Origin of the sequence: Frankia torreyi (assembly GCF_000948395.1) — a bacterium.
Classification (GTDB): Bacteria; Actinomycetota; Actinomycetes; order Frankiales; family Frankiaceae; genus Frankia; species Frankia torreyi.
The window spans coordinates 157,514-183,975 of the sequence record NZ_JYFN01000003.1 but is presented as its reverse complement, the minus strand read 5'-3'; the positions used below and the strand labels follow the sequence as shown (position 1 = coordinate 183,975).

General features: G+C 73.4%; 23 protein-coding genes and 3 pseudogenes. 12 read left to right on the top strand and 14 right to left on the bottom strand.

What is annotated here, in order from left to right:
• Nucleotides 1-97 precede the first annotated feature (97 nt).
• Both dapC and fdxA read right to left on the bottom strand, forming a co-directional pair.
• Nucleotides 98-2,071, bottom strand: coding sequence for a succinyldiaminopimelate transaminase (gene dapC / locus FF36_RS03280; protein ID WP_044883450.1), 1,974 nt, complete (start codon nucleotides 2,069-2,071; stop codon nucleotides 98-100).
• Nucleotides 2,072-2,130: 59 nt separating this feature from the next.
• Nucleotides 2,131-2,454, bottom strand: a complete 324-nt coding sequence (fdxA, locus tag FF36_RS03275) for a ferredoxin (RefSeq protein WP_009742053.1) — start codon at nucleotides 2,452-2,454, stop codon at nucleotides 2,131-2,133.
• A gap of 85 nt (nucleotides 2,455-2,539) precedes the next feature.
• Here fdxA and FF36_RS40615 point away from each other — a divergent pair, with 85 nt between their 5' ends.
• The 3 genes and pseudogenes from FF36_RS40615 to FF36_RS39865 all read left to right on the top strand — a co-directional run.
• Complete coding sequence (locus FF36_RS40615) at nucleotides 2,540-2,929, top strand: putative acetyltransferase (protein ID WP_422615066.1); 390 nt, start codon at nucleotides 2,540-2,542, stop codon at nucleotides 2,927-2,929.
• Nucleotides 2,926-3,832 (top strand): annotated as a pseudogene (locus FF36_RS03270) (transglutaminase family protein); the annotation flags it as partial. The gene FF36_RS40615 and the pseudogene FF36_RS03270, both read left to right, overlap by 4 nt.
• A 4-nt stretch (nucleotides 3,833-3,836) precedes the next feature.
• Nucleotides 3,837-3,888: hypothetical protein (locus FF36_RS39865; RefSeq protein ID WP_277912821.1), on the top strand; the 52-nt coding region annotated here is incomplete at its 5' end.
• Nucleotides 3,889-3,902: 14 nt separating this feature from the next.
• Here FF36_RS39865 and FF36_RS03265 read toward each other — a convergent pair.
• A complete protein-coding gene (locus FF36_RS03265; RefSeq protein ID WP_370657213.1) occupies nucleotides 3,903-4,499 on the bottom strand; it encodes a flavin reductase family protein in 597 nt (198 codons plus the stop codon).
• A gap of 232 nt (nucleotides 4,500-4,731) precedes the next feature.
• On the bottom strand, nucleotides 4,732-5,055 hold a 324-nt coding region (locus FF36_RS36925; RefSeq protein ID WP_242422262.1), incomplete at its 3' end, for a DUF6113 family protein.
• Here FF36_RS36925 and FF36_RS36920 point away from each other — a divergent pair.
• Nucleotides 5,045-5,407, top strand: coding sequence for a hypothetical protein (locus tag FF36_RS36920; protein ID WP_044883446.1), 363 nt, complete (start codon nucleotides 5,045-5,047; stop codon nucleotides 5,405-5,407). The two genes, FF36_RS36925 and FF36_RS36920, sit on opposite strands and share 11 nt — an antisense overlap.
• A gap of 185 nt (nucleotides 5,408-5,592) precedes the next feature.
• On the opposite strand, the gene FF36_RS03250 is transcribed toward FF36_RS36920, so the two are convergent.
• From FF36_RS03250 to FF36_RS03235, 5 genes and pseudogenes are all read right to left on the bottom strand, one after another.
• A complete protein-coding gene (locus FF36_RS03250; protein ID WP_044883445.1) occupies nucleotides 5,593-6,570 on the bottom strand; it encodes a S1C family serine protease in 978 nt (325 codons plus the stop codon).
• Nucleotides 6,571-6,670: 100 nt separating this feature from the next.
• Nucleotides 6,671-7,552: an N-acetyl-1-D-myo-inositol-2-amino-2-deoxy-alpha-D-glucopyranoside deacetylase gene (gene mshB / locus FF36_RS03245; protein WP_044883444.1), complete on the bottom strand. Its 882-nt coding sequence runs from the start codon at nucleotides 7,550-7,552 to the stop codon at nucleotides 6,671-6,673.
• 116 nt (nucleotides 7,553-7,668) lie between these two features.
• A pseudogene (locus FF36_RS36915) lies at nucleotides 7,669-8,318 on the bottom strand (large ribosomal subunit assembly factor BipA); the annotation flags it as partial.
• Between the two features lies 1 nt (nucleotide 8,319).
• On the bottom strand, nucleotides 8,320-9,504 hold a 1,185-nt coding region (locus FF36_RS36910; protein WP_242422261.1), incomplete at its 3' end, for a GTP-binding protein.
• Between the two features lie 447 nt (nucleotides 9,505-9,951).
• Nucleotides 9,952-10,356 (bottom strand): (deoxy)nucleoside triphosphate pyrophosphohydrolase, encoded by a 405-nt coding sequence (locus FF36_RS03235; RefSeq protein ID WP_236705479.1) that lies wholly within the window; start codon nucleotides 10,354-10,356, stop codon nucleotides 9,952-9,954.
• Nucleotides 10,357-10,758: 402 nt separating this feature from the next.
• Here FF36_RS03235 and FF36_RS03230 point away from each other — a divergent pair, with 402 nt between their 5' ends.
• Together FF36_RS03230 and FF36_RS03225 are read left to right on the top strand one after the other, a co-directional pair.
• A complete protein-coding gene (locus FF36_RS03230; protein ID WP_044883441.1) occupies nucleotides 10,759-11,058 on the top strand; it encodes a 4a-hydroxytetrahydrobiopterin dehydratase in 300 nt (99 codons plus the stop codon).
• Nucleotides 11,059-11,136: 78 nt separating this feature from the next.
• Nucleotides 11,137-12,144 (top strand): DNA glycosylase family protein, encoded by a 1,008-nt coding sequence (locus FF36_RS03225; protein ID WP_044883440.1) that lies wholly within the window; start codon nucleotides 11,137-11,139, stop codon nucleotides 12,142-12,144.
• Here FF36_RS03225 and FF36_RS03220 read toward each other — a convergent pair.
• Together FF36_RS03220 and ychF are read right to left on the bottom strand one after the other, a co-directional pair.
• Nucleotides 12,119-12,628 carry a DUF952 domain-containing protein gene (locus tag FF36_RS03220; RefSeq protein WP_242422260.1) on the bottom strand — a complete coding sequence of 170 codons (510 nt, stop codon included), beginning with the start codon at nucleotides 12,626-12,628 and terminating at the stop codon, nucleotides 12,119-12,121. The two genes, FF36_RS03225 and FF36_RS03220, sit on opposite strands and share 26 nt — an antisense overlap.
• A 943-nt stretch (nucleotides 12,629-13,571) precedes the next feature.
• Nucleotides 13,572-14,648: a redox-regulated ATPase YchF gene (gene ychF / locus FF36_RS03215; RefSeq protein ID WP_044883439.1), complete on the bottom strand. Its 1,077-nt coding sequence runs from the start codon at nucleotides 14,646-14,648 to the stop codon at nucleotides 13,572-13,574.
• Between the two features lie 632 nt (nucleotides 14,649-15,280).
• Between ychF and FF36_RS36905 the strand changes: the two are divergent.
• From FF36_RS36905 to FF36_RS03200, 3 genes and pseudogenes are all read left to right on the top strand, one after another.
• Nucleotides 15,281-16,300, top strand: a pseudogene (locus FF36_RS36905) (DNA recombination protein RmuC); the annotation flags it as partial.
• A gap of 88 nt (nucleotides 16,301-16,388) precedes the next feature.
• Complete coding sequence (locus FF36_RS03205; protein ID WP_173667228.1) at nucleotides 16,389-17,018, top strand: DUF6542 domain-containing protein; 630 nt, start codon at nucleotides 16,389-16,391, stop codon at nucleotides 17,016-17,018.
• 1,025 nt (nucleotides 17,019-18,043) lie between these two features.
• Nucleotides 18,044-18,946 carry a polysaccharide deacetylase family protein gene (locus FF36_RS03200; RefSeq protein ID WP_242422258.1) on the top strand — a complete coding sequence of 301 codons (903 nt, stop codon included), beginning with the start codon at nucleotides 18,044-18,046 and terminating at the stop codon, nucleotides 18,944-18,946.
• An 81-nt stretch (nucleotides 18,947-19,027) separates the two neighbouring features.
• Here FF36_RS03200 and FF36_RS03195 read toward each other — a convergent pair whose 3' ends face one another.
• A complete protein-coding gene (locus FF36_RS03195; protein ID WP_044883436.1) occupies nucleotides 19,028-19,726 on the bottom strand; it encodes a sterol desaturase family protein in 699 nt (232 codons plus the stop codon).
• 23 nt (nucleotides 19,727-19,749) lie between these two features.
• Nucleotides 19,750-20,805, bottom strand: a complete 1,056-nt coding sequence (glpX, locus tag FF36_RS03190; RefSeq protein WP_236705476.1) for a class II fructose-bisphosphatase — start codon at nucleotides 20,803-20,805, stop codon at nucleotides 19,750-19,752.
• Nucleotides 20,806-21,165: 360 nt separating this feature from the next.
• Here glpX and FF36_RS03185 point away from each other — a divergent pair, with 360 nt between their 5' ends.
• Together FF36_RS03185 and FF36_RS03175 are read left to right on the top strand one after the other, a co-directional pair.
• Complete coding sequence (locus tag FF36_RS03185) at nucleotides 21,166-21,756, top strand: DUF4245 domain-containing protein (RefSeq protein WP_082121628.1); 591 nt, start codon at nucleotides 21,166-21,168, stop codon at nucleotides 21,754-21,756.
• Between the two features lie 1,222 nt (nucleotides 21,757-22,978).
• On the top strand, nucleotides 22,979-23,227 hold the full coding sequence (locus FF36_RS03175) for an exodeoxyribonuclease VII small subunit (protein WP_044883433.1): 249 nt from the start codon (nucleotides 22,979-22,981) through the stop codon (nucleotides 23,225-23,227).
• A 201-nt stretch (nucleotides 23,228-23,428) separates the two neighbouring features.
• Here FF36_RS03175 and xseA read toward each other — a convergent pair whose 3' ends face one another.
• Nucleotides 23,429-24,643 carry an exodeoxyribonuclease VII large subunit gene (xseA, locus tag FF36_RS03165; protein ID WP_044883431.1) on the bottom strand — a complete coding sequence of 405 codons (1,215 nt, stop codon included), beginning with the start codon at nucleotides 24,641-24,643 and terminating at the stop codon, nucleotides 23,429-23,431.
• Between the two features lie 142 nt (nucleotides 24,644-24,785).
• On the opposite strand from xseA, the gene FF36_RS03160 reads away from it, so the two are divergent.
• On the top strand, nucleotides 24,786-25,751 hold the full coding sequence (locus FF36_RS03160) for a 4-hydroxy-3-methylbut-2-enyl diphosphate reductase (RefSeq protein ID WP_044883430.1): 966 nt from the start codon (nucleotides 24,786-24,788) through the stop codon (nucleotides 25,749-25,751).
• Nucleotides 25,752-26,462 lie beyond the last annotated feature (711 nt).

Sequence of the window (26,462 nt, the reverse complement as noted above, 5' to 3'; positions counted from 1 at the left end):
CCCGCCCCGGGGCCGCGGACCGTGAAGCCGCGCGTCGTGGGGCGTACGGGTTCCCGGCGGCGCTGGCTGCGGCCGGCCCGGGGGCCGGCCGCAGGGGTCAGCGGATGTCCGGCTCGCCGTTCCACGAGCCGCCGGCGGCGTGACGGCCGGCTTTGGAGGGCTGGCCGTGGCCGGTCGGCGGATCGTCGTGGCCGGCCGGCCGCTCGTAGTCCGCGGGATTCTCGTAGCCGCTCGTGGGGTCGTAGCCGCTCGCGGGGTCGTAGCCGGCCTGGCCGTCGCGCCGGGCCGGATCGTCGTGACCGCCCGACCGAGCGCCGTAGCCGGACTGCCGCGCGTGGCGCGGGGAGCGCTCGTAGCCGGGCTGCCCCTCGAAGGCGCGCTGACCCTCGAAGGCGCGCTGGCCCTCATAACCGCGCTGGCCCTCGAAGCCGGGCTGCCCCTCGTAGCCGGCTTGACCTTCGTAACCGGGCTGGCCCTCGAAGCCGGCCCGGCCCTCGTAGGCCGGCTGGCCCCGGAAGCCGGCCTGACCCTCGTAACCTGCCTGGCCCTCGTAACCGGTCTGGCCCTCGAAGCCGGTCCGGCCCTGACCGGTCTCGCCCTCGAAGCCGGTCCGGCCCTGAAAGGTGGGCTGGCCCTGGTAGGTCGGCTCGCCCTGGTAGGTCGGCTCGCCCTGGTAGGTCGGCTGTCCCTCGTAGCGGGGCTGGCCCTCGTAGGCTCGCGCGCCCTCGTAGCCGGGCTGGCCCTCGTAGCCGGGCTGGCCGTCATAGCCGGGCTGGCCCTCGCGGCCCGGCCGCGGCTCGTACGCGGGCCGGGTCTCGTAGCCCGCCGCGGACTCGTAGGGCACCCGCGCCGGCCCGGCCGGGTAGCCGGGGCCCGGGGCGGCGTAGCCACCCTGCTGGGCGCCGTACCCCGCCGGCGGCCCGGACTGCGGGTAGCCACCGCCCGCCGGCGGCCCGCCGGCCGGCCCGCTCGGATGCGATCCGGCGCCGCCCGCCACGACGGCCGGCGCCAGCATGGTCATCCGCTCGGGGACGGTCGCCACCTGGGAGTCCGGCGCGGTGAGGGCGACCCGGACATGGTGGCGGCCGCCCTCCCCGTAGAACGTCCCGGGCGCGACGAGCACGCCGACCCCGGCGAGGGCGTCGACCGTCGCCCACGCGTCCTCGCCACGGGTGGCCCACAGGTACAGGCCGGCCTCGCTGTGGTCGATGGTGAACCCGGCGACCGCGAGCGCCGCCGCCAGGACCGCCCGCCGGTTGGCGTAGCGGGCCCGCTGGTCGGCGACGTGGATGTCGTCGGCGTAAGCGGCGGCCATCGCCGCCGCCACCGGGGTCGGCATCATGAACCCGGCGTGCTTGCGGACCCCGATCAGCCCCTCGACGAGCTGCGGATCGCCGGTGACGAAGCCGGCCCGGTAGCCCGCGAGGTTGGACCGCTTCGACAGGGAGTGCACCGCGAGCAGGCCCTCGTGGGATCCGCCGCAGACGTCCGGGTGCAGCACGGAGACGGGCCGGGCCTCCCAGCCCAGTTCGATGTAGCACTCGTCGCTGGCGACGATGACGCCCCGCTCGCGGGCCCAGGCGACGACCGCTCGCATCTCGTCGACGGTCAGCACCCGCCCCGTCGGGTTCGCGGGCGAGTTCAGCCAGACGAGCGTCACCCCGTCCGCGGGGCCGACGACCGGCTCGCAGCGCGCGAGCAGGGCGCCGACCTCATAGGTCGGGTACGCCGGCGTCGGCACCCAGACCCGGTCCCCTGGTTCGAGACCGAGCTGCCCCGGGAGCTGGGCGACCAGCTCCTTGGTGCCGAGCACCGGCAGGACGGCACCCGGATCCACGAGGACGCCGAGGCGGCGGGCCAACCAGCCCGCCGCCGCCTCTCGAAGATCCGGGGTACCGACCGTCAGCGGATAGCCCGGAGCATCCGCGGCACCGGCCAGCGCCTGTTGCACGACGGCCGGGGTGGAGTCGACCGGAGTCCCGACCGAGAGGTCGACGAGCCCGTAGGGGTGCGTGCGGGCCTTCTCCTTGTAGGAGACGAGCTGGTCCCAGGGGAAGTCGGGCAGCCGCACGCGGGAACGGGCCGGTGACCGCAGGACTCCGGAGGTGTTGCCCGACCTCCCAGAGCCGCTCAGGACTCGCCCTGGGGGGCCAGCGCGGCGACCGCCGGCGGGTCGAAGTCCAGCGCGCCGACCTTCGAGGCGCCGCCCGGCGAACCGAGCTCCTCGAAGAAGTTGGCGTTGGTGTCCGTGTACCCCTTCCACTGATCGGGGACGTCGTCCTCGTAGTAGATCGCCTCTACGGGGCAGACCGGCTCACATGCTCCACAGTCGACGCACTCGTCGGGCTGGATGTAGAGCATCCGTCCGCCCTCGTAGATGCAGTCGACCGGGCACTCCTCGATACAGGCCCTGTCCTTGACATCGACGCAGGGCTCCGCGATGACGTAGGTCACCGGTTGTTCCTCCTCGGGCTCGCGGGCGACTGAGTCCTTAGTATCGACATGGACAGTTCCGTGTCGACAACAAGGGCGTGCGCTGGTGGTGTATGTCGTCCGCATCACTCAGGCCGACATCGGCGCGCGAGTCATGATCCGCAGGCGCATCCCGGGTCCGATACCTCTCAGTGACGTTCTCGGGACACTACGGTCATGGTCATCGCACGTGCTGACGGTCGAAACGGCGGAGGGCACGCACGTCCAGATTACCGAGGATGACGTGGTCGCGGCACGCGTCATACCCCCTAGACCCCCCGCGCGGCGATCACCCACCGATCCGGCCACGCAGGTCACGACCGCGGCTGGTCCGCTCGACGCCAATGCGGACATACCGCCTCCGGGCACCATCGTCCGAACCCGGCCGGTCCGGCGAGCGACAATCCCAGCTATGACGGAACAGGACACCGACACAGGCGGGACGGAGCGCGGATGAGCACCCGCAGCCGCAGCCGGTTCGCCGAGGTCGTCCGGCGCGAGCCCGTCGACCTGGCCGTCGCCTGCCACCTGCTCGCCGCCGAGGCGGATCCGACCGCCGACGCCGTCGACGCCGCGGCCACCCTCGGGGCCCTGGATGCGCTCGCCCTGCGCGCCCGCCCGCTGCTCGCCGCCCGAGCCACCGCCACCCGGGGTTTCCCGCGGGTGGAGCGCGGCACGCCGCCGCCGGCCGGTGGCGCCGGCGGCGGGGGGCAGCCGGGGCCCGGCGTCGACCCCCCGGTCGGCCGTCTCGGGGAGCTGCGCCGCTTCGGCGCCCTTGATCCGCGGGCCGCCGCGGAGGCCCTGCACGAGGCGCTCGGTCTCGACGCCGGCTTCGCCGGTTCCGCGGACGACTACGACGATGTGCGCTCCTCGCTGCTGCCCGACGTGCTGCGCCGCCGCCGGGGGCTGCCGATCCTGCTCTCCGTCGTCTGGCTGGAGGTGGCCCAGCGGCTCGGGGTCGCCGCCTACCCGGTCGGCCTGCCGGGGCATGTCGTCGTCGCCGTCGGCTCGCCCGAGGACTTCGTGCTCGTCGACCCCTTCGCGGCCGGCCGGCTGCTGACCATCCACGACGCCGCGGCGAAGGTCCGCGCGGCGGGGGTCGCGTTCAACCGGGCGCACCTGGCCCCGATGAGCGCCGGGGACGTGCTGAGCCGCATCCTCGGCAACATCCGCATCCTCGCCGCCCGTTCGGACACGCCGCGGACCCGGCTGTGGGCCGTCGAGCTCTCGCTGCTGCTCCCCAGCCATCCGGCGAACCTGCGCCGCGAGCGCGGCGAGCTGCGCGTGCGGCTGGGCGACTTCCTCGGCGGCGCGACCGACCTGGCGACCTTCGCCGACACGGTGGCCGAGGTGGAGCCCGNGGNGGCGGCCGCCGCCCGCCAGGCCGCCGCGGCGGCCCGCGCCCGCCTCAACTAGATCCGCTGGATCCGCTAGATCCGCTTAGCGCCACCGTCCTGGGCGGGGACCGCCTCGCGGGACGGCGCCAGGTCGAGGTACTTCCCCTCGAAGAAGACGAGGGGGTCGGCGTCATCGCGAGGCTGCGCGAACGACACCACCTCGCCGACGACCAGGGTGTGATCCCCGCCGGCGTGCGTCGACACCGTCCGGCACTCGAAGACCGACAGGGCGCCGTCGAGCAGGACGACGCCGGTCTGCCCGCCGATCGTGTGCGGCCACTGGGCGAACATGTCGCCGGGCTGCTCGTACGCCCGCCGGGCGAAGAAGCGCGAGGCCTCGGTCATGTCGGCGGCGAGCACCGAGACGCCCCAGACCCCCGCGGCCAGCAGTGGGGCGTGGAACCGGGCGTCGCGGCGGATGCTGGCCAGCACCAGCAACGGGTCGAGGGAGACCGAGACGAACGAGTTCGCCGTCATGCCGAGATGGCGCCCCTCGGTGACGGTGGTGAGAACCGTCACACCCGTGGCGAACCTGCCGACCGCCCGGCGAAAGTCACCCGCATCCAGGGGCGCCCGGACGGCGGGTGGATCGCTGCGGATCTCCTGCGGCAGGCTGCCCACCCGGCTCACGCTACCGCCGCGGTCCCCTGCCGCGGTCCCGGATGCCGGAGCCGGTGACATCTTGCACAGTGGCCTGTCCCCCCGTCTGGGTGCCTCCCGCCATCGGGGCGCACCTCCCGTCGTCGCCGGGGCTCGCCGTCGCGGTCGGAGGCTCGCCGGCGCGGTCGGGAGCGGGCCGGCGCGGTCGGGAGCGGGCCGGCGCCGGTCAGCGCGGGGGCGGGAGCACGGTGAACCCGCGNCNCGCCCCGCCGAGGACCGCCACGACGATCGGGCTCAGTCCGCCGAGCAGCAGGAACGCGTACGCGGTGGCGCTGGACTGCAGCAGCAGGTCACCCTCGGGGCGGGAGGCGGCGAGCAGCAGCACCACCGGCATCCAGCCGATCAGCACCGTCGCCGGGCCCAGCCGGGTGCCGGTCAGCCAGCGCACCAGCAGCGCCGCCGCCCCGTTGCCCACCAACGCCAGCAGCAGGCCGACGGACAGCAGCGTGCCGCCCGGACGGGGGCCGTCGGGGACGAGGAAGACGCCGTAGAGGCCCAGCCCGACGCCGAGGACAATGCCCAGCACATACGAGAAACCGAGGAAGACCCGACCCGGCTCCGGTTCGGCCGTCGACGCGGCGAACCCGGGCCGGCCGGCCGGCCCCGACTTCCCGCCCGGCCCCGACTTCCCGACCGGCCCCGACTTCCCGCCCGGAGCCGCCGACCCGGACCCCACCGACCCGGACACCGCCGCCCCACCCGACGACCCTGCTGACGAGGCCACCGACGAGCCCGCCGGGGAGCCCTCGGCGCCCGAGGAGCCCCTGGCACCCTTCCCCGCGGCTCGAGGGCGCGCCCCGCCGCCCCCCGGGCCGCCCCCGGACGAGGCGCCCTGGGCCGGCCCCGTCCCCGACCTTCGGGTTGACCCGGATGACTGAGACGACCGGGACGAAGGCGGCGTCCGACGGGGACCGGTACCGGGGCGGGGCATGTTCCGACAGTAGGACATGATGCGCGGGAACCGCCCGGCCAGTCCGACCGCCTCCCCCGCCGGGCGGCGGAGTGCGACGCCGGCCACGACCTCACCCCACCCGGCGTGCCCCACTCGGGCACCTGACGAGGGTCAGGTGGTCACGAGCTCCCGGGGGACGACGATGACGTCCACCATGGCGCCGCGCCGCCAGACCGTCAGCTCCACCGCGCGGCCGATCGTGGCCTCCGTCAGCAGCCGCTGAAGGTCAGCGGGGGTGACGATGGGAACCCTGTCCAGCGACAGCACGAGGTCCCCGGTGAACAGGCCCGCGCCGCCCGCCGGGCTGTCGACGACCACCTCGGCGAGACGGACGCCGTGGCTCTGGCGGGTGCGCTCCGCGACGGCCGGCGGCAGCGGGACCCGAACCCCGGCCACGCCGAGGTAGGCCCGGCGCACCCGCCCGTACCGCATGAGCGCGGCGAGGATCTTCCGGGTCGCCGCGTTGACGGGGACGGCGAGCCCCAGCCCCACCCCGGCGACGGCCGTGTTGATCCCGATCACCCGGGCGTCGGCCGTGCTGAGCGCGCCGCCCGAGTTGCCCGGGTTCAGCGCCGCGTCGGTCTGGATGACCTCGTCCACCACCCGCACCGCGGAGCCGGCGCGGGTCGGCAGCGACCGGCCGAGCGCGCTCACGACGCCGGCCGTCACGCTGCCGGTCAGCCCGAGCGGGTTGCCGACGGCGACGACGAGCTGGCCGACCCGAAGCCCGGCGGCGTCGCCGAGGACGGCGGCCCGCGGCGTCGCGCCACGGGCCCGCAGCACGGCGAGATCGGACAGCGGGTCGGCGCCGACGACGTCGAACTCGCGCTCGGTCCCGTCGGCGAACTGGGCGAGCCCGACCGGGGAGCCGCCCCCGCCGAGCAGCCCCTCGACGACGTGGGCCGAGGTGAGCAGGAAGCCGTCGTCGGTGAACACCACGGCCGATCCCGCCCCGGCCCCGCGCCGGGTCCGCACCCGCAGGCTGGCCACCGACGGGGTCAGCGCGGCGGCGACCTGGGTGACGATCGTCGAGTAGGCGTCCAACGGCTCATCCGGACGGTGGGGATATCCCTCGTTGCTGGCGTGCATCCGACCTCCCGGGCCCGCACCCGTGCGTGCACTGATTACAGCGTTACACCGCTGCACATGTGCACCAACGGCGGGCAGGCCGGCGGGATTCCCACGATGGTCAGAAGGTGACGCCGGCGAGCAGGTCCCGCTCGCGGCCGTCGGGCCCGTCGCCGGGGCCACGGGTGCCCGCGGCGAGCACGAAGTGCTCCACACCCCACGCCCGCTGGCCGATGCCGTCGGCGAGGGCGAAGAAGAAGCCGTCGACGGCCATCTGGGTCCGGTGCGCCCGCATCGCGGCGATCTTGGCGTCGAAGAACTCCGGCGCGGAGATCTCGGCGGTGATGTCGGCGTCGTCGACGAGCCTCATCGCCAGGTCGTCGACGGACTTCAGGCCGGCGAAGGGGTTGTTCCGGTCGGCGGAGTCGTGGAAGAGCTCGAACCCCGCGACGGCTCGCGAGCGGGGCATCGCCGTCTCGTAGCGCTTGGCGACCTGCCAGGGCTCGCCGGTGCCCGGGGCGAACGCCGGGTCGGCGGCGTCGGTGAAGGCCCGCACGGTGACCTGGTGGGCCCGGATGTGGTCGGGATGCCCGTAGCCGCCGTGGGAGTCGTAGCTGACCAGCACGTGCGGCCGGACGTCGCGGACGATCCGGACCAGCTCGGCCGTCGCCTCGTCCAGGTCGGCCCGCCACAGGCTGCGGGGATGGTCGTTCGGCGGGGTGCCGATCATGCCGCTGTCCCGCCAGCGGCCCGGACCGCCGAGGAAACGCTGGTCGGTGATGCCGAGCGCGGCGCAGGACCCGGCGAGCTCGCCGATCCGGTAGCCGCCGAGCTGATCGCCGCGATCCGCCCGCAGATTGATCAGCTCGGGCACCAGCACCTCGCCCTCCTCCCCCAACGTGCAGGTCACGAGGGTGACGGAGGTGTCCGGGGCCGCGGCGTAGGAGGCGAGCGCGATCCCCGTGGAGATCACCTCGTCGTCGGGATGGGCGTGGACGAACATCAGCCGGCGGGCGGCCGGCGGGGTGGACGGGGCCGACGGCGTGGTAGCAGATGTCACCATCCCGACCCTACGGCCCGTTGCGGCCACAGGCCCGTCCCGACGACCGCCCGCCAGGGTCAGCGGCGCCGCGAGCGCAGCTTCTCCCGCTCCCCGGCGGTGAGCGCCACCTTGCGGAGTCGGACGAAGCCCGGCGTCACCTCGACGCACTCGTCCTCGCGGCAGAACTCCAGCGCCTGCTCGAGGGTGAGCACCCGGTGCGGGGTGAGCCGGACCAGCTCGTCACCGGTGGACGAGCGCATGTTCGTCAGCTTCTTCTCCTTGGTCGGGTTGACGTCCATGTCGTCCGCCCGGGAGTTCTCGCCGCAGATCATGCCCTCGTAGACCTCGGTCGTCGGCCCGATGAACATCGTGCCGCGCTCCTGGAGGTTGAACAGCGCGTAGGCGGTGGCCACCCCGCTGCGGTCGGCGACCATCGAGCCGGTGGCCCGCGTCCGCAGCTCGCCGAACCAGGGCTCGTACCGGTCGAAGACGTGGTGCAGCAGGCCGGTGCCACGGGTCTCGGTGAGGAACTCGGTCCGGAAGCCGATCAGCCCGCGGGCGGGGACCAGGTACTCCAGCCGGATCCAGCCGGTGCCGTGGTTGACCATCTGCTCGACCCGGCCCTTGCGCAGCGCGAGGAGCTGGGTGAGCGTGCCGAGGAACTCCTCGGGCGCGTCGATGGTGAGGCGCTCCACCGGCTCGTGCACCTTGCCGTCGACGATCCGGGNGACCACCTGCGGCTTGCCGACGGTCAGCTCGAAGTCCTCGCGGCGCATCAGCTCGACGAGGACGGCGAGCTGGAGCTCACCGCGGCCCTGCACCTCCCACGTGTCGGGCCGCTCGGTCGGCAGCACGCGGATGGACACGTTGCCGACGAGCTCGGCGTCCAGGCGGTTCTTCACCAGCCGGGCGGTGAGCTTCTTGCCGGACCTGCCCGCCAGCGGCGAGGTGTTGATGCCGATCGTCATGCTGATCGACGGCTCGTCGACGGTGATCACCGGCAGCGGACGGGGGTCGTCCAGGTCGGCGAGGGTCTCACCGATGGTGATGTCGGGAATGCCGGCGATGGCGATGATGTCGCCCGGCCCGGCCTCCTCCGCCGGCACCCGCTCCAGCGCCTGGGTCATCAGCATCTCGCTGATCTTGACGCGCGTCTGAGTGCCGTCCGCGCGGCACAGGGTGGCCTGCTGGCCGCGCTTGATCGTGCCGTTGTGCACGCGGCACAGCGCCAGGCGGCCGAGGTAGGGCGACGCGTCGAGGTTGGTGACCAGCGCCTGCAGCGGCGCGTCCGGGTCGAACGACGGCGCCGGGACGGTCTCCAGCAGCAGGTCGAACAGCGGCTTGAGGTCCGGCGAGTCGGGGCTCGCGCCGTCGGCCGGGCGGGTCGTCGAGGCGCGGCCGGCCTTGGCGTTGCAGTAGATGATCGGGAAGTCGATCTGCTCCTCGTCCGCGTCGAGGTCGAGGAAGAGCTCGTAGGTCTCGTCGACGACCTCGGCGATCCGCGCGTCGGACCGGTCCACCTTGTTGATGACCAGCACCACCGGCAGCCGGGCCGCGAGCGCCTTGCGCAGCACGAAGCGGGTCTGCGGCAGCGGGCCCTCGCTCGCGTCCACCAGCAGCAGCACGCCGTCGACCATGGACAGGCCGCGCTCCACCTCGCCGCCGAAGTCGGCGTGGCCGGGGGTGTCGATGATGTTGATCGTCATGTCGCCGTGACGGACCGCGGTGTTCTTCGCGAGGATCGTGATGCCCTTCTCGCGCTCAAGATCCATCGAGTCCATCACGCGGTCGGTCAGTTCAGCGTGCTCGCCGAAGGCGCCGGACTGGCGCAGCATGGCATCGACGAGCGTGGTCTTGCCATGGTCGACGTGGGCGATGATGGCCACGTTACGAAGATCGGCACGAAGGGACACGGTGGGGCGCTCCGGGGCGGACGTGGGGCTCTCGACCCCGCAACAACGACAACGGCACCGTGCGAACGACGGTGCCGGCTGGAACCGGTGACGCGAACGCCGCAGCGGAACTCCGCCGCGCCGATCTGCGCCGAGGCACGCCGACGCGCCCGCCAGACGGGCACTGGCGACGTTCGTGCCACCGCCCATGGTACGGACACCTCGCCCCGGCGTGTCCGCCCCGCCACGGCCACCCCTGCCCGACACCCCCGCGCCGCCTCCCCGCACCCGCGCGGCCACCTCCCGGCGGCGATGGCCCCAGCCGCCTCGGCGCGGCGGGCCCCGCGGCGCTTCCTTGCCTATTCGCAGGCTATTCGCAGGGATAAATCAGACACAAAACCCTGTGGAAGGGCAAGGAACCCTGGAAACGATCAGCAGCTGAGGCGGCCGGGACTCGGGGCTCGGGCGTCAGGGCCGATGGGGCCAGCGAATCGGATCCGGGCCGGTCAGCGCGTCGCGGAGTTTCTCCACGAGCGGGCCGTCCGCCGGCATCCAGCGGACGTCGTCGAGCTCGTCGGCGGCCAGCCAGCGCAGCTCGTCGTGATCGAGCAGGCGGGGACTGCGTCCGACGACCCGCCCGAACCACACCCGCAGGATCCACCCCGGGCTCGCCAGCTCCACCTCGCCCAGCGGCGGCCCGACCTCGATCTCGACGTCGAGCTCCTCCCGACACTCCCGCACGAGCGCATCGAGCTCATCCTCGCCCGGCTCGACCTTGCCGCCGGGAAACTCCCACATCCCGGCGTAGGCCGGCGGCTCCCGGCGCCGGGCGGCCAGCACCCGGCGCTCATCGTCGAGGAGGGCGACCGCCACGACCAGTCGACCCCGCGCCGCAGGCGGCACCGCAGTCCCAGCCGATACCGCGGTCCCAGCCGATACGGCCGGCGCGCTGCCGTCGGGTTGCTCTCCGGGCGTTGCGCCCCGTCCCGGCGGGGTAGGAGCGCCGGCAGGCGGGCCGCCCACATCCGCATTCATGGTGCCGGACTCTCCCAGACTCCGGCCATCGAAGGATCGGATACCAGCGGTTCGGGTCGGATGGCCCGATCAGGCCACCGAAGGGCAGGAGACCTGGTGCGGGAGCAGCGACGGCGACGGATCGGATTCCGGTCCGGCGCGCCGCCGCGCCGACCATCCCGAGAGCGGCTAGGCACACAGCCATGGTCAACCCGGCCCGCGGTCGCCGGACCGCCGGGCCCGAAGACGGAGGGCAGCAGCATGCCGACCAAACTGGACAACGCCGAGGTCGCGGACGCGTTGGCGGCGCTTCCCGGCTGGCTCGGCGACGCCGACCGCATCCAACTGCAGATCATGGTCGACGGCGACGAGGCCGATGCGATCGCCGCCGAGGTGGCTCACGCCGCCGACGAGATGGATCACCACCCGGTGATCGACCGCGGCCCGGGGACCACGACGTTCACGGTCTGGACGCACTCCGTCGGCGGCGTCACCGAACTCGACGTCGCCCTGGCCCGCAGGATCTCCCAGATCCTCTACTCGGCGGGCGTTTCCTACTGACCGATCCGGCTTGCCCGCCCGGCCGAGCCGGCATGCGGCATGATCACCTCAGGCGTACGACGGAGGTGATCGCGGGCGGTGGGCGCGCAGGCGGCGGCGGAGATCCGGGCCGGCGGCCGGTTCGGCCGGCTGCCGCCCGGCGCCGACCTCCCCCGTGTCGGGACGCTGCGCCTGGGCCCACTGCCGCCCGGCTTCCGGCTGGCCGCGGTCGCGCTCAGCCACGCGGCGAGCGGCCTCGGGCCGTCCTGTTTCGACCTCGACCGCGGCGAGTGGCACCGCGTCCTGGTCACCCCGCAGGCCGGCCCACTGGCGATCACCGTCCGCGAGTCCGCCGCCCCCGGCGGTGCCGGTCCACCTCTCATCGTCAGTTGGGGCCGCGCGACCGGCGGCGACGCCGACCGGGAGGCCATCCGCCGCCAGGTGCGGCACGCGCTCGCGCTCGACGAGGACCTCGCCGATCTGTATGCCACGCTGGCCGGCGAGCCGGACCTCGCCTGGGTGGCGGCCGGCGGCCACGGCCGGCTGCTGCGGAGCCCGAGCGTCTGGGAGGATCTGGTCCGCGCGCTCGCCGCGACGAACGCCGCGCTGACCCGGACCCGGTCGATGCTCGACGCGCTGGTGGAGCTGTTCGGCGCGCGCGGCCCGGCCGGGGAACGAGCGTTCCCGGACGCGGCGGCGGTGGCGCGGGCCGTTGCCGACCGCGGTCCGCAGTTCCTGCGCGATCGGGCGGGCTGGGGCTACCGTGCCGGATCGCTGGCCATCCTCGCCCAGCGGATCGACGCGGGCACCCTCGACGTCGAACGCTGGTGGGACCGCGGTCCGCGCGGCCCGAGCGACGACGAGGTCGCCACCGAGATCCGCGCCCTGCCCGGCTTCGGCCCGGTCAGCGCCGACGGGCTGCTCGGCCTGCTCGGCCGCCCCCGCGGGCTCGCCCTCGACGCCTGGGCCAAGGCCCGCGTCGGCGAGCTCGCGGGCCTGCCCGGCCCGGCCGGGGAGCGGGAGGTCCGCGCCCGCTACGCCCGTTTCGGCCGCTGGGCCGGCACGGTGTGCCGGCTGGAGATCACCAGAGGGTGGACGGGACGTTGAACGTGCCGTCCGGCTCCGGCGGGAACGGCACGACCGCCGCGACCGCCCCGGCATCGATCGGCCCGTACAGATGCGGGAACAGCTCCCCGGCCGCCGGTTCGCTCGCGCCGACAGGCACGGCCCCCGACGACGGCAGAGTCCCCGCCGACGGCGTGCCGTCCGGTGGCTGCGCGGCACCCCCGGCCGCAGCGGCCGCAGCGGCGGGAACGGCGGGAGCGGCGGGAGCGGCGGGAGCGGCGGGGGGCTCCCAGCGCAGCGGGGCGGTGAGCCGCTCCGGGTCGACCACGACGAGCAGCAGATCGTCGCGGCCGGCGTAGAACCGGTTGGCGGTGGCGACGACCTGCGCCGGGGTGGAGAAGTGGATGAACCCCTCGGTGCCGAGGCTCGCCGGCCGGTACCCGGCCGCCCCGACCGACCACGCGATCCGCCCGACCAGATGGCAGATCACCCGGTCGTCCCGCGCCTGCTCGTCGTCGCCCGCCACGTCCGTCCGTCCTTTCCCGCATTCAGCCATAACCGGAATCCGGCGGCCCCGCCCCGGCCCGGCCCGCTCGGCCCGGACCGACCAGCCCGGTCGACATCCCGCGGCAGCTTTGTACCCGCGGGAGCGGCCGCCTCGCACGGGTCGCCCGCCTCAACCGCCCGTCCGAGCCGGCCGCATTGAGCCGCCCGCGTGCCTCGTCCACCTTCATCACCGGCTCGGGTGCAGCGACGCCATCCCCATCCCGGCAATCATGGACTACTGATCTTTGATTCGCCGGGTCGGACTGGAGCGGATCCCGCCCGTCTCCGGTTCCGCGGAACACCAAGATCGCCGAGTTGAGGTCGTGGTTGGACGCCTGTCGCGGTTCCGCGGAACACCACGATCGTGAGAGCTGGAGACCGGACACGACGTGGTTCCGCGGAACACCACGATCGCCGACTGGGGTCGGGACGGAGGGCGGAGTTGTGCGCCGGCCGCATTGCTGGCGGACTCCCAGGAAATGCCCGAACCGGTATTCGGCCAGCCTCCGAACCGCTCCCGGTGCAGATGGGCGAAGAAGTAGCACATCCGTTCGCATTCGGCATCGGGTATCGCCGCGGCGGGGTTGGCGCTCACGGCCTCGTGGAACTCGCGGCCGAGGGCGACGATGAAGCCCCGGCAGTAGGGAAACTCGTCGTCCGAACCGTCGATGATCTCCTGGATGTCGGACCGGTCGAGGTCATAGAGCTTTGTCGCCGGATTCGGGCGTCCGCTCGACGAGGGCCCGGCGGAGTGCCGGCTCCGGTCGGCCGCCTCCCGTCACTGCTGGTGGTACCGGTCACCGACAGATCGTAGCGATCAGGGTCGGCGCAGGCTCACGCCGCCGCAGTCCACGCGACGGCGCAGGTAGGCAGTTGCGCCAGGCGGCCTGGTTGCGCCACGGACCGGCGGAAGCACCGACCGGTCAGACGTTGAAGCGGAACTCGACGACGTCGCCGTCGGCCATGACGTAGTCCTTGCCCTCCATGCGGACCTTGCCGGCGGCGCGGGCGGCGACCATGGAGCCGGCGGCGATGAGCTCGTCGAAGGAGACGATCTCGGCCTTGATGAAGCCGCGCTGGAAGTCGGTGTGGATGGCGCCGGCAGCCTCGGGGGCGGTCGCGCCGGCCTTGATCGTCCAGGCGCGCGATTCCTTCGGGCCGGCGGTGAGGAAGGTCTGCAGGCCGAGGGTGTGAAAGCCGATCCGGGCGAGCTGGGCCAGGCCACTGACCTCCTGGCCGAGGGAGGCGAGCAGCTCGGCGGCGTCGGCGTCGTCCAGCTCGGCGAGCTCGGCCTCGACCTTGGCGCACAGCACGATCGCGTCGGCGGGCGCGACCGACTCGACGAGCTCCTTGTGGCGGCCGGGGTCGGCGAGGACGTCCTCGTCGACGTTGAACACGTACAGGAACGGCTTCGCGGTGAGCAGGAACAGCTCGCGCAGCGCGTCCCGATCGATCTTCGGATCGGAGGAGAGGGTGCGGCCGGCGTCGAGGACCTCGCGGGCGGCCTTCACGGCGGCGAGCAGCGGCTGCTTCGCCTTGTCCGCGCGGGCCTCCTTCTCCAGCTTGGGCAGCCGGGCGTCGAGGGTCTGCAGGTCGGCGAGGATGAGCTCGGTGTTGATCGTCTCGATGTCGTCGGCCGGGTCGACCTTGCCCTCGACGTGCACGACGTCGGGGTCGGAGAACACCCGGACGACCTGGCAGACCGCGTCGGACTCGCGGATGTTCGCGAGGAAGCGGTTGCCCAGCCCCTGGCCCTCGGACGCGCCGCGGACGAGCCCGGCGATGTCGACGAAGCTGACCGTCGCCGGCACGACGCGGGCGCTGTCGTACAGCTTCGCCAGCTCGTCGAGCCGCGGGTCGGGGACGCCGACGACGCCGACGTTCGGCTCGATCGTCGCGAACGGGTAGTTCGCGGCGAGCACATCATTGCGCGTCAGGGCGTTGAACAACGTGGACTTGCCGACGTTGGGCAGCCCGACGATACCGATCGACAAGCCCATGGCGGATCAGTCTACGGGCCGGCGGACAGCGCGCCGGCGGGGTCCGGCGAGCGGGAGGCGGGCGGGAGGCGGGCGGGAGGCGGGCGGGAGGCGGGCGGGCTCTCGCGGGCCCGTGCCGCCGGGAACGCGGCCGACCCGGCGGCGGTCGCCACGCCGCTGACCGACTTGCCGCGAAACTGCCGGAGGGTCGTGATTGCCTTCCCATTGTGAACACCACCAGCGCGTTGCTGACCCTCCTCGGGCTGGCCGTCGGGGCCGTGGGCGGCCTGTTCGCCGCCCGCCGGCTGGCCGATCCGCGCTACGCGGCGCTCGCCGCCGCGCAGGCGACGCTCCTGCAGGAGCGGGACTCCGCCCGCGCGGCCGCCGCGGCGAGCGCCGAGCGCGCCCAGCTCGCCGAGTCGGACGTCGCCGGCCTGCGCACGGCGCTGGAGTACGAGCGGCGCGCCGCGGTCGAGCGGGTCGCCCTGGTCGAGCAGAGCCAGGATCGGCTCGCCGAGAGCTTCCGGGCGCTGTCCGCGCAGGCGCTGGAGGGGGCGAGCCGCCAGCTCGTGGAGCTGGCCGCCGCCCGGCTCGACGAGGCCGGCGCCCGCGCCCGCGGCGATCTCGACGCCCGCCGCGCGGCGGTGGAGGGCATGGTCACCCCGCTGCGCGACGCCCTGGGGCGGATGGAGAGTCGCCTGCACGAGCTGGAGACGGCCCGCACGGAGGCGTATGCGGCGCTCGTGGAGCAGGTGCGCTTCGCCCGCGAGGCGTCGGAGAGCCTGCGAACCGAGACGGCGGCGCTGGTCACGGTCCTGCGCCGCCCGCAGGCCCGCGGGGCGTGGGGGGAGATGCAGCTACGCCGGGTCGCCGAGGTGGCCGGCATGCTCAACCGCTGTGACTTCACCGAGCAGATGACCGTCCAGGGCGACGACGGCCCGCTGCGGCCCGACATGGTGGTTCACCTCGCCGGTGGGCGCAACGTCGTCGTCGACGCGAAGGTCCCGCTGGCGGCCTTCCTCGACGCCGCCGAGAGCACCGACGAGGCCTACCGCGCCGGGCGGATGGCCGCCCACGCCCGCCACCTGCGCGCCCACGTCGACGGGCTCGCCGCGAAGTCGTACTGGCGGCGGCTGCCGGCCTCGCCGGAGTTCGTGGTGCTGTTCGTGCCCGCCGAGGCGTTCCTCGCCCCGGCGCTCGACCACGATCCGGGCCTGCTGGAGCACGCCGCCGCCAAGAGGGTCATCATCGCCACCCCGACCACGCTGATCGCGATGCTGCGGACCATCGCCCACGCCTGGACCCAGGAGGCGTTGACCACGCGGACCCGGGAGATCTTCGAGCTCGGCCGGGATCTCTACACTCGTCTGGGCACGCTCGGCGAACATGTCGACCGGCTCGGCCGCTCGCTGGGCCGGGCGGTCGGGGACTTCAACGCGACCGTCGGTTCGCTGGAGAGCCGGGTGCTCACCCCCGCCCGCCGGCTCGCCGCCATGGAAGTGGTCGAGGCGGCGCTGCCGAGCCCCGCGCCCGTGGAGTCCGGCGTGCGCGCGCTGTCCGCGGCGGAACTACTGCAGGACCCCGGCCTGCCGGAACAGGCGGCGCCGACCGCCGACGGGACCGGGGATGTCGGATATCGGACCTGGGCAGAAGCGGCGGGGAGGACATCGGGGNCAAACAACCAGAAAGACAATGACGACACGACGCAAAGCAGTGGTTCGACCACCGAAGGTTCCGACACGGGGCCGATGCCGCGGTCTGATGCATCGTCCTGACGCATTCGAAATCCCCGGGCGGTACCTTGCGTTCGTGAGTGTGCCGCCGCATCGGCAGTCAGCCGGGCCGCCGGGTAGATCCGTGCGCGCCGACAGGTTCGACGATCCGTATGTCCGCGGCTCGCGAGGCCGCGCGAGCGCGCCGCCGCCCACGCTGTTCACCGGCAGCAGGCGGGGGCTGACCGCGCTCGGCACCGGGATCATCGTGCTCGTTGTCGGCGGGGTCGGTGCCCTCATCGACTCGGTCGCCTTCGGCTCGCTGAAGTACGCGTTCGGCACGCTGTTCATCGGCGCCTGCGTGCTCGTCGCGGTGCGGGTCCACACCGACGATCTGATCGGCGTCGTGATCATGCCGCCGCTGGTGTACGCGCTCATCACGATCGGCGTCGGCTATCTTGATCCTTCCACCGGTGACGGCAGTTCCGGACTGCGGAACAAGACGATCGACATCGGCTCGGAGATGATCCTGCACGCGCCGATCCTGCTGGCGGCCTTCCTGCTGGTCGCCCTCATCGCGGTTTTTCGCGGCCGGCGCGCGCAGATCGCCCGGCGCGAGCGGCAACGCGCCCTCGCCGCCCAGTCAGCCGCCGAACGCCGCCGGCGCCCCGGCCACTAGGCCTTCCTGGCCGCTGTGAGCCAGCAGGCCCACCAAGCGGGATCCCCGCACCATCGACCCGCGCCGAAGAGCCCCCAGCGGCCGCACCGACCCTCCCCCGGAGGGGTCCCCGACCACGGCGACCACGGCGACCACACATAATCGCGCCCGAGTAATGTCACCGAGTGGTAGCGCCGAGGAGGGGGGGCTCCATGGGAGCGATCTCTTCGTGGTGGGATCGGTGTCGCTGCGGCCATAGCCGCGATCTGCACCGGCATTACCGCAAGGGCAATGACTGCGCGCGCTGCGCCTGCCAGGCGTTCACCCGGATCCGGCCTCGCCGCTCCGGCGGCGCCCCCACGCCCTGACCTTCCCTGCTCCACGGCCGGCGCCGGGACACATCGGCAGGCCGAAGCCGACGGGCCGCAACCTCGGCCCGGCCCCCGACCGGAATGGAACGCCCGCGGGCACCGAGAGCCACAATGTGGCAGTTGGGCCCACGGTGCACGAGCGCACGACCGGGCGCGCCAGTCGGAGCCCAGCGCGTGCCGGCCGCGCCGACGACGCGCACCAGGCCTCGAGCGGGCCGCGCCAGGTGGTCACCGGATGCCCTAGTCGCAACTCCAGCACCACGTCCGCGCCCCCGGCGATCCACTGATTGCGCGGCGACACCTCTCGGAAAAGTCCTGTTTTCTTAATCAGCACAATGATGGTGGGCGCCGACGGGCGGCCGGCAAGGTACTCGCCTTCCCGGTTCACCGGCTATTGGGGCCACTCGTGCTACATTTCATGCCGCATCACGGACTCACTCCTCGGACGCACTTCGGCGCCATTACCCGATGCCGCGTCCATGCCCGCGGCGTTCACAGGGAGGCCCGCTTGACGTTCGCTCCGCCCGAACCGCGCGCCAAGCGAGACGCGCATGGCGCCGCGCTCGGACCGCGATGACGCTCGGTCTACGGACGGCCCGGCGCGGACAGATGATCCCGGTCCTGCGCTACCGCTCGCTCGACCCACACACCACCCGGGGCGCACCGCGTCGGCCCATGCCGCTCTCGACCTTCGCCCGGCACTGCGGCCTGATCGCCGCATCCGGCCGCCAGCCGATGACGGTGTCCGGGTATGTCGCCTCCCTCGGTGTCGCCTCCGCCCCGAAGAATCCGATCGTCATCACCTTTGACGACGGCGGCGCGGAAACAATGAACGCGCTGCGCCGCCTGGCCGAGTGGGGACTGACGGCGACGGTCTTCGTGACCAGTTCTCGGGTCGGTGATCCGGGCTATTTCCATCGGGCCGACCTACATCGCATCCGCGGACTGGGAATCGAGATAGGAGGGTCCGGACACACCGGTCGACCGCTCAACGAGCTGGCGCGCGCGGACGTGATCGCGGAGCTGACCCTTTCCCGGCGCCGCCTCGCCGTGGCGACGGGGGACGAGCCGCGCACGTTCGCCTACCCAGGCGGCGGCTATGACCTGTCCGTCCGCCAGTTGGTGATCTCCGCCGGCTACAGCTCGGCCTGCGCGGTGCGCGATGTGCTGTCCCATCCCGCCGACGACCGCTTCGCTCTGGCCCGCCTGACGGTCGACGCGACGACGCCGGACAGCCGGCTGCTGGCCTGGCTGGAGGGAGTCGGCCGGACGGAGCCGCATCCGGTGTTGCCGCGGGACCGGGCCTTTCGCTTTCCGCGCGTGGCCCGGTCGTCCGGCCCGTTTCGCCCCCGCCTCGGCCGCTCCGAGCCCCGGCTGCCCGGTCCCGCCGTGCCCAGCCCCGCCGTGCCCAGCCCCGCCGTCGGCGCCGGCCCCGATGCGGGAGGGCGACAGGTGCCGACCGACCTCGCCCAGCATTGCGCGCACGACACCGAGCGCACCGCCCACCAGGGCACTGACGGCCGGGTCAGCCCTGCAGCAGCCCGGACAGCGGAGACGGCGTTCCCGTTGAACCCGTGAGTCGGCCGCCGACGACCGGCGACCGGTTTGCGCGCCCACCAGACACCGGACCAGTGGTCGTGGGTTCGCTCATGGTTTCGCTCATGGGTTCGCCGCGGAATCGAGGCCGCGAGCGGTCGGGGAGAGCTCCACGGCGTCCCGCGGCGGGTTCGTGCGCAGGGCCAGATCCCCGAGGGGGCTGGTCACGCCGAGCCAGTAGCGCTCGTTGCGATAGTGGTGCAGCCGATGGCCGCGCCAGAGCCGCCGGTAGTACGCCGTGCGCGGCGGGACCCGGGTGTGGATGAGGAAGTGCGTCCAGTCGTAGGCGAGGACGCCGACGCCCGCGCACAGCGCCCCCGTCGCCGCCCAGGGCGGTCCGAGCAGCGCCGGCAGGGCCGCCACGGCCGTTCCGGTGATGACCTCGCGGGGGCGCAGGAACATGGTGTCGAGGTCGGTCGGGTCGCGATGATGCTGCTCGTGGCCGTAGCCGGCAAGTTGGTAGCCGATGGCGCCCAGCCGGCTGGCCGGGCGGGCGTGCAGCAGCAGCCGGTGCACGCCCCACTCCACGAACGGCTGGGCGAGGGCGGCGGCCACGGCGACGCGGGTGTCACGCGCCCGCCACGGCCCGCGGCCCGCGCGCACGGCGGCGAGCGTCCCCACGCAGCCGAGCAGGACGGGCGGCCTGGGGTGGGCGAGGAACCGGCGGGCGGCGGCGGCCAGCGTGCGGACCTCCGCCGCGCTGCCGTGCGGCCCCGGCCGGTCGAGCCGGACGAACAACTCCGCGGGAGACAGCCGCGCCACGCGATCGCCTCCCCGAAGTGAGATCAGAACGGAACGGTGGAGTACGCCTGCAGCTTGGTGAGCTGATGCTGGCTGTCGACCCGGCGAATCGTGCCCGAGCGGGAGCGCATCACCAGCGACGACGTGTTCGCGCCGCCCGGGCGGTACCGTACCCCGGCGAGCAGCTCACCATCCGTGATCCCCGTCGCGACGAAGAAGACGTTGTCGCTGGCCACCAGGTCCCGTGTGGACAACACCCGCTCCGGGTCGTGCCCGAGGGCGACGACCTTGCTGCGCTCGGCCTCGTCCTTGGGCCACAGCCGGCCCTGGATCACCCCGCCGAGACACGTCACGGCGCAGGCGGTGATGATCCCCTCCGGCGTGCCACCGATGCCGAGAAGCAGGTCGACGCCGGTGTCGGCGGAGGCGGCCATCACGGCGCCGGCGACGTCGCCGTCGGAGATGAGCTTCACCCGAGCGCCGGCGGCGCGGATCTGCTCGACGAGCTCGACGTGCCGCGGGCGGTCCAGGACGACCACGGTGACGTCGCGCGGGTGGATCGCCTTCGCCTTCGCCACGGCCCGGATGTTGTCCTCGACGGAGGCGGTGATGTCGACGACGTCCGCCGCCTCCGGCCCGGTGACCAGTTTCTCCATGTAGAAGCAGGCGCTCGCGTCGTACATCGAGCCGCGCTCGCTGACCGCCATGACGGACACGGCGTTGTTCATGCCCTTCGCGGTGAGCGTGGTGCCGTCGACCGGGTCGACGGCGACGTCGCACTCCGGCCCCTCACCCGAGCCGACCTGCTCGCCGTTGAACAGCATCGGGGCCTCGTCCTTCTCCCCCTCGCCGATGACGACGACGCCGCGCATCGACACGGTGCCGACGAGCCGGCGCATCGCGTCGACGGCGGCCCCGTCGGCGCCGTTCTTGTCGCCACGACCGACCCAGCGCGCGGCGGCGAGCGCCGCGGCCTCGGTCACGCGGACGAGTTCGAGGGCGAGGTTGCGGTCCGGGGCCTGCCCCTGCACGGCCAGCGTGTCGGGCACAGCCGAGGAGTCGGAGGACCTGGCGGCGAAGGCATCGGGAGCGGAAGGCACGGCCGTGAGCCTAGTTCCGCCACCCCGCAGGCGCCCGAGATACGCAGCCACACGAGGATCTACACCCCGATCACCGTAACCCGGAGCATCGACCGCGGTCAGGAGAACCGGGGGACCCGGACTGTCGTGCGCGTGACAGACCAGAAGCCGAAAACCTGCGCGCAACCTTCCGGTGCATGCAGGCGTCAAACGCTTCGATCGGGCGGCCGTCACGCGGAGGGGGCGTGACGGCCGCCCGTCGACGTTCCGCCCCGTCCGCGGCAGGCCGTGGGCGAGATTCCGACCACACCGGCGCCGCAAGGGGCCGCCCAAACCGGTCCCGGGCCACCATCGACCCGCCGAGACCTGGAAGATGGGGGCGTGGCACAACGACAGCGACGCGGCCAGGAAACGATCAGGGACATGGTCCTCTCCCTCGCCGCGGTCATGGCGGGCGTCCTGGTCTTCGTCATCTTCGTGATGCCGCGCGGCGGCGACGAGACGGCGGTCAAGGTCGTCGAGACGGCCGAGCCGCTGGCGGCCTTCGCCCGGCAGACGCCCTATACCCCGCTCGCTCCCGCCGGGCTGCCCGGCTACTGGAAGGCGACCTCGCTGCGGCTGACCGGCCCCACCGGCAGCTCCGACGGCGGCAACGTCGCCGAGGCGACGGTCGGCTACGTCGTCGACCGCTCCGGCCACCGGACGTACGCCCGGCTGCGGGAGAGCAACGCGCCGAACGCGGTGCAGAAGCTGCTCGGCAACCGCCCGGCGCGCGGGACGGTGGACGTCGACGGGGTCCCCTGGGAGCAGCGCCCGGGCAACAACGGTCAGCTGGCCATCAGCCGGACCGACGGGGGCCTCACGGTGGTCGTCGACGACGGCGATGGGAAGGGCGGCGCGTCCCAGGCGGATCTGGTCGTCCTCGCCGAGTCGCTCCAGCCGGTCCAGGCGATCCAGCCCAGCGGCACCTGACCAGCCCCGGCCCGGACGGCGGCCTCGGACGAGCCCCGCAGGTCGGTCGCCGTGGGGACCGATGGGGCGACGACGGTGGGCCACTGCAGCGCTAGGGTGCTCGGGTGCTCAGGCGCTCAGGCGCTCAGGCGCTCAGGCACTCGGGTGCTCAGGCGCTCGGGTGCTCAGGCGCTCGGTGGGCCGCGGGCGGCCGCAACCTTCGTGTCTCTCCGTGGCTCATTGCGCACGGAATCGTGCCGAGGGGCAGGCGCGGTTTTCGGCCGCAGAACCGTACCGAAGCCTCGGCACGATCCGGCCGCTATCTGGCCGGATTTCGGCTCGCCGTCCTGCGGCCGATATGACGAATCGTTAGTTCGTGGGCATTCAGACCAATTGTTCGGCGCGCAGCGATAAAAGGCCGATCGTCGGACACTGCTCCGCCGCCGGAGTCGGCGCTGCCGGGAAGGCTCCGCGGGCTGGATACCCGGACCTGCGGGCCCGGGTATCCAGTATCACCGGATGATCGCTGCGGTGGCGAGGCCGGCCTCGACTACCTCAGTGCTGGCTGGCCCCGGCGGCGACGGGAGGCCGCCCGGACGGCGCGGGATTCCCGTGGGATCCGTGTGAGCCGTCCCAGGCGGTAGCCGCCGGGATGAGTACCGCCAGCCCGAGGATGAGACCGGCCGCGCGCCGCAGCAGCGGCCCGCCGGCCGGGGTGCGCCGGTTGGACCGGGCACCCCGGCCGCCCTGATCGATGGAACTGGCGTCGCGAGACGCCGTGCCGGCGAGGTCGTGCCGCAGCAGGACCGGACCTCCCGGAGAGGCGGGTGGAACCTGCCCCCGGGAGCGACCACCGACGGCCTGACGTCGGAGCGACGGACGTGCGCCGGGCATGTGGTGTACCTCCGGACCGCCCGAAGCGGACGGGCGGTCAGCCGAGTGGGGCCCGCAGATTCGCGGACCGCCACCAATCTGAAACGTCCTGCAGTGACCTTGTACTATGGATCTCCGCCGAGCCAACCCGCTACGACCATGATTGTCGCCTGATTGATACCACGTTGCGCCGACGGAGTGCGACATTTCAGGCTCGAGTGGCACCCGGCGTGGCGTCCGCGCCGGTCAGGAATACTCGTGACACGCCACGTCGAATTGCGGCCGAGCCGCGCGGAGGCACGAGGCGTCACGATCGGGCCATGGCGGCGCATTGGCCGGGAATTGGGTAGGCGAGGGCGCGGAGGTGGCGATGTCCGAAAGTCCTGGATCCACGACGGTCGGCGACTCTCCCGGCACCCCGGCGGCGCCGGCGATCAGCTACGAGACCGCCCGCGCCGAGCTGGAGGAGGTCGTCCGTCAACTCGAGGCCGGCGGGGTGACGCTGGAGCAGTCGCTGGCGCTGTGGGAGCGCGGCGAGGAGCTGGCCCGGACCTGCCAGGCGCTACTCGACGGCGCCCGCGCCCGGCTCGCCGCCGCCGACCCCACCCGCCCCGCCTGACCCCGACCCGCCGAACCCCGACCCGCCGAACGGTGGGCCACCGAACCCCGATCCGCCGAACAGTGGGCCACCGAACCCCGATCCGCCGAACAGTGGGCCGCCGAACGGTGGGCCGCCGAGCACCCACGCGCCGAACGGTGGGCCGGACGCCGACACGCCGGATGCCGGTGCGCGGCGTTCTCCCGCCGGACGGCGGCCGGTTCAGTCCTCGGTGACCACGGCCGGGAACGCGCCGCCCGCCACCCGGATGGTGAGCAGCTCGCCCGGCCCGACCTCCGCGGGGTCGCGCACGACCGCGCCGTCGGCCGAGCGCTGCGCGACGGCGTACCCGCGATCGAGGGTCGCCGCCGGGGACAGCGCCCGCACCCGGGCGCGGGTGGCGACCAGATCGCGCGCCGTGACGTCCAGGGCGTGGTGCACGCAGCGGCGGGAACGGGCCAGCAGGGCGGCGACGTCGTCCGAGCGCCGGGCGAGATCGCGGGCGGGCGCCGCGAGGACCGGGCGGCCGCGCATGTCGGCGAGCCGGCGCTCCTCCCGGTCGAGGCGGTGCTCGACGACCCGCCGCGCGCGGCCCCGCAGCTGGGCGACCGCGGCGGTCTGCTCGCCGACGTCGGGCACCACCCGCTTGGCGGCGTCCGTCGGGGTCGAGGCGCGCACGTCGGCGACGAAGTCGAGCAGCGGCGCGTCCTGCTCGTGTCCGATCGCCGACACGACCGGCGTGCGCGCGGCCACCACGGCGCGCAGCAGCGCCTCGTCGGAGAACGGCAGCAGATCCTCCAGCGACCCGCCGCCGCGGGCGATCACGATCACCTCGACCTCGGGCTGGCCGTCGAGCTCGCGCAGCGCGTCGATGACCTGGGACACCGCCAGTGGGCCCTGGACGGCCACCTCCCGCAGCACGATGCGCACCGCCGGCCAGCGTCGCCGAGCGTTCTCGACGACATCGCGCTCCGCGGCGCTGGCCCGCCCGGTGATCAACCCGACGGCCGCCGGCAGGAACGGCGGGCGCCGCTTGCGGGACGCCGCGAACAGGCCCTCCGCGGCCAGCGTGGCCTTGAGCTGCTCCAGCCGGGCCAACAGGGCGCCGGCGCCGAGGGGGCGGATCTCCACCACCGCGAGGGCGAGGGTGCCGCGCCCGGGGTGGAAGGACGGCTTGCCCCACACGACGACCCGCGCGCCGTCCACGAGCGCGGGACCGACGGCGTCACAGACCGCCCGCGGACACGTGACCCGCAGTGACACGTCCGCAACGGGGTCCCTGAGGGTGAGGAAAACAGTGCCCATTCCGGGCCGGCGGACGAGCTGCGTGACCTGTCCCTCAACCCACACCCGGCCGAGCCGGTGGACCCAGTCGCCGACGGCTCGCGAGACCGTGCGAACCGGCAAGGGCTGTTCGGGAGTCGAGGTCAGGGCCATTCGGGCACCGTAGCCGGTGCGTCCGACAGGTCGGGAAGAGTCCGCGCGACCGTGGCCGGAGGCGGAGCGGACGATGTCGCCGACACGTGATGCATCGCCCGCGGCTCTTCCAGCAGGCCCCCCACCGCGTAGACTGCCCAGCATGGGCCGGGTCCTTCTTGCCAAGCCGCGCGGCTACTGCGCCGGTGTCGATCGAGCTGTCGTGACCGTGGAGAAGGCGCTGGAGCTCTACGGCTCGCCGGTCTACGTACGCAAGCAGATCGTGCACAACCTCCACGTCGTCAGGACGCTGGAGGCCAAGGGCGCGATCTTCGTGGACGAGACCGACGAGGTACCACCAGGCGCCACTGTGGTCTTCTCAGCGCACGGCGTAGCGCCGACCGTGCACGAGGAGGCGGCGTCGCGTCAACTGCGCACCATTGACGCAACCTGTCCGCTCGTCAGCAAGGTGCATTCCGAGGCGCGTCGGTTTGCCCGCGAGGATTACGACATCCTGCTCATCGGCCACGAAGGCCACGAGGAGGTCGTCGGCACCACCGGGCAGGCGCCCGACCGCATTCACCTGGTGGACGGTCCCGAGGACGCCGCCAAGGTGAAGGTACGCGACCCGGAGCACGTCGCCTTCCTCTCCCAGACCACCCTCTCCGTCGACGAGACACAGACAACCGTCAAGGCTCTGCGCGAGCGCTTCCCGCACCTGCAGGGTCCGCCGAGCGACGACATCTGCTACGCGACGCAGAACCGTCAGGTCGCCGTCAAGGAGATCTCCAGCGCGGTCGACCTGGTCATCGTCGTCGGCTCGCCGAACTCCTCCAACTCGGTGCGCCTGGTCGAGGTCGCGCTCGACGCCGGCGCCCCCGCCGCCCACCTCGTCGACGACTCCACCGAAGTCGACGCGAGCTGGCTCGACGGCGTCGAGACCGTCGGCGTGACCAGCGGCGCCTCGGTCCCCGAGGAGCTCGTCACCGGCGTCATGGCCTGGCTCGCCGAGCGTGGGTTCAACGACGTCGAGGAGGTCACCTCCGCCGACGAGCACCTCCTGTTCGCTCTTCCGCCCGAGCTGCGCCGCGACATCCGCGCCCGCGAGCGCGAGACCGCCGTCTCCTAGCGGCACCACCCAAACAACGACGCCCACTGCCCCGCCCCGTGGCACCGACGCCACGCGGCAGGGTAGTGGGCGTCTCTCATTGGCGCCCCGCTCCCCGTCCGTGCCAGCCGGCCCGACCTGCCACTCCCCCGGGTTCCCCACATAGTGCAGCGCCTCAGCAGCCCGCTTCCCGTCCTCCTATCACGTTCCGTGACAGCAGGCGGTGTGGCTAAGTCGGGTCGCAGACCGGGCGACGGCTCGTGCGTTGGCAGCGGATGCGTGGGAAAGCGCCTGCCTGTTCCTTCTGGGGGGGTTCGGCGCCCGATTCGTCCCCCCAGAAGGAACAGGTAGCCCCGCTCCCATGCACACCCCTACCTCGCGGGGCGGCCTGGCGGTGCCGGTGGGCCACCCGGCGGCGAGGCGGGCGTCGGCTGACATCACACCCCGTCACCGAACACCGGAGAAGAACTAGCGAACGGCTGCACTCGGGATGATCAGCGACCCGTACGTGCCTCGTCGCGGTGTTGGTTGCGATCCCTCTAGGGATGATCAGCGACCCGGCGACTACGCCGGCGCGGCACCCGGCAACTAGTTGCGATCCCTCTAGGGATGATCAGCGACCCTCGAGGCGGTCGCCGCGGCCGGGGCGGGACAGGCTGGTTGCGATCCCGTCGGCCGTTCCGAGATGTTGCGGACGGGTGCCGGGCCTGGCGCGCGCCACCCGCCGAACCA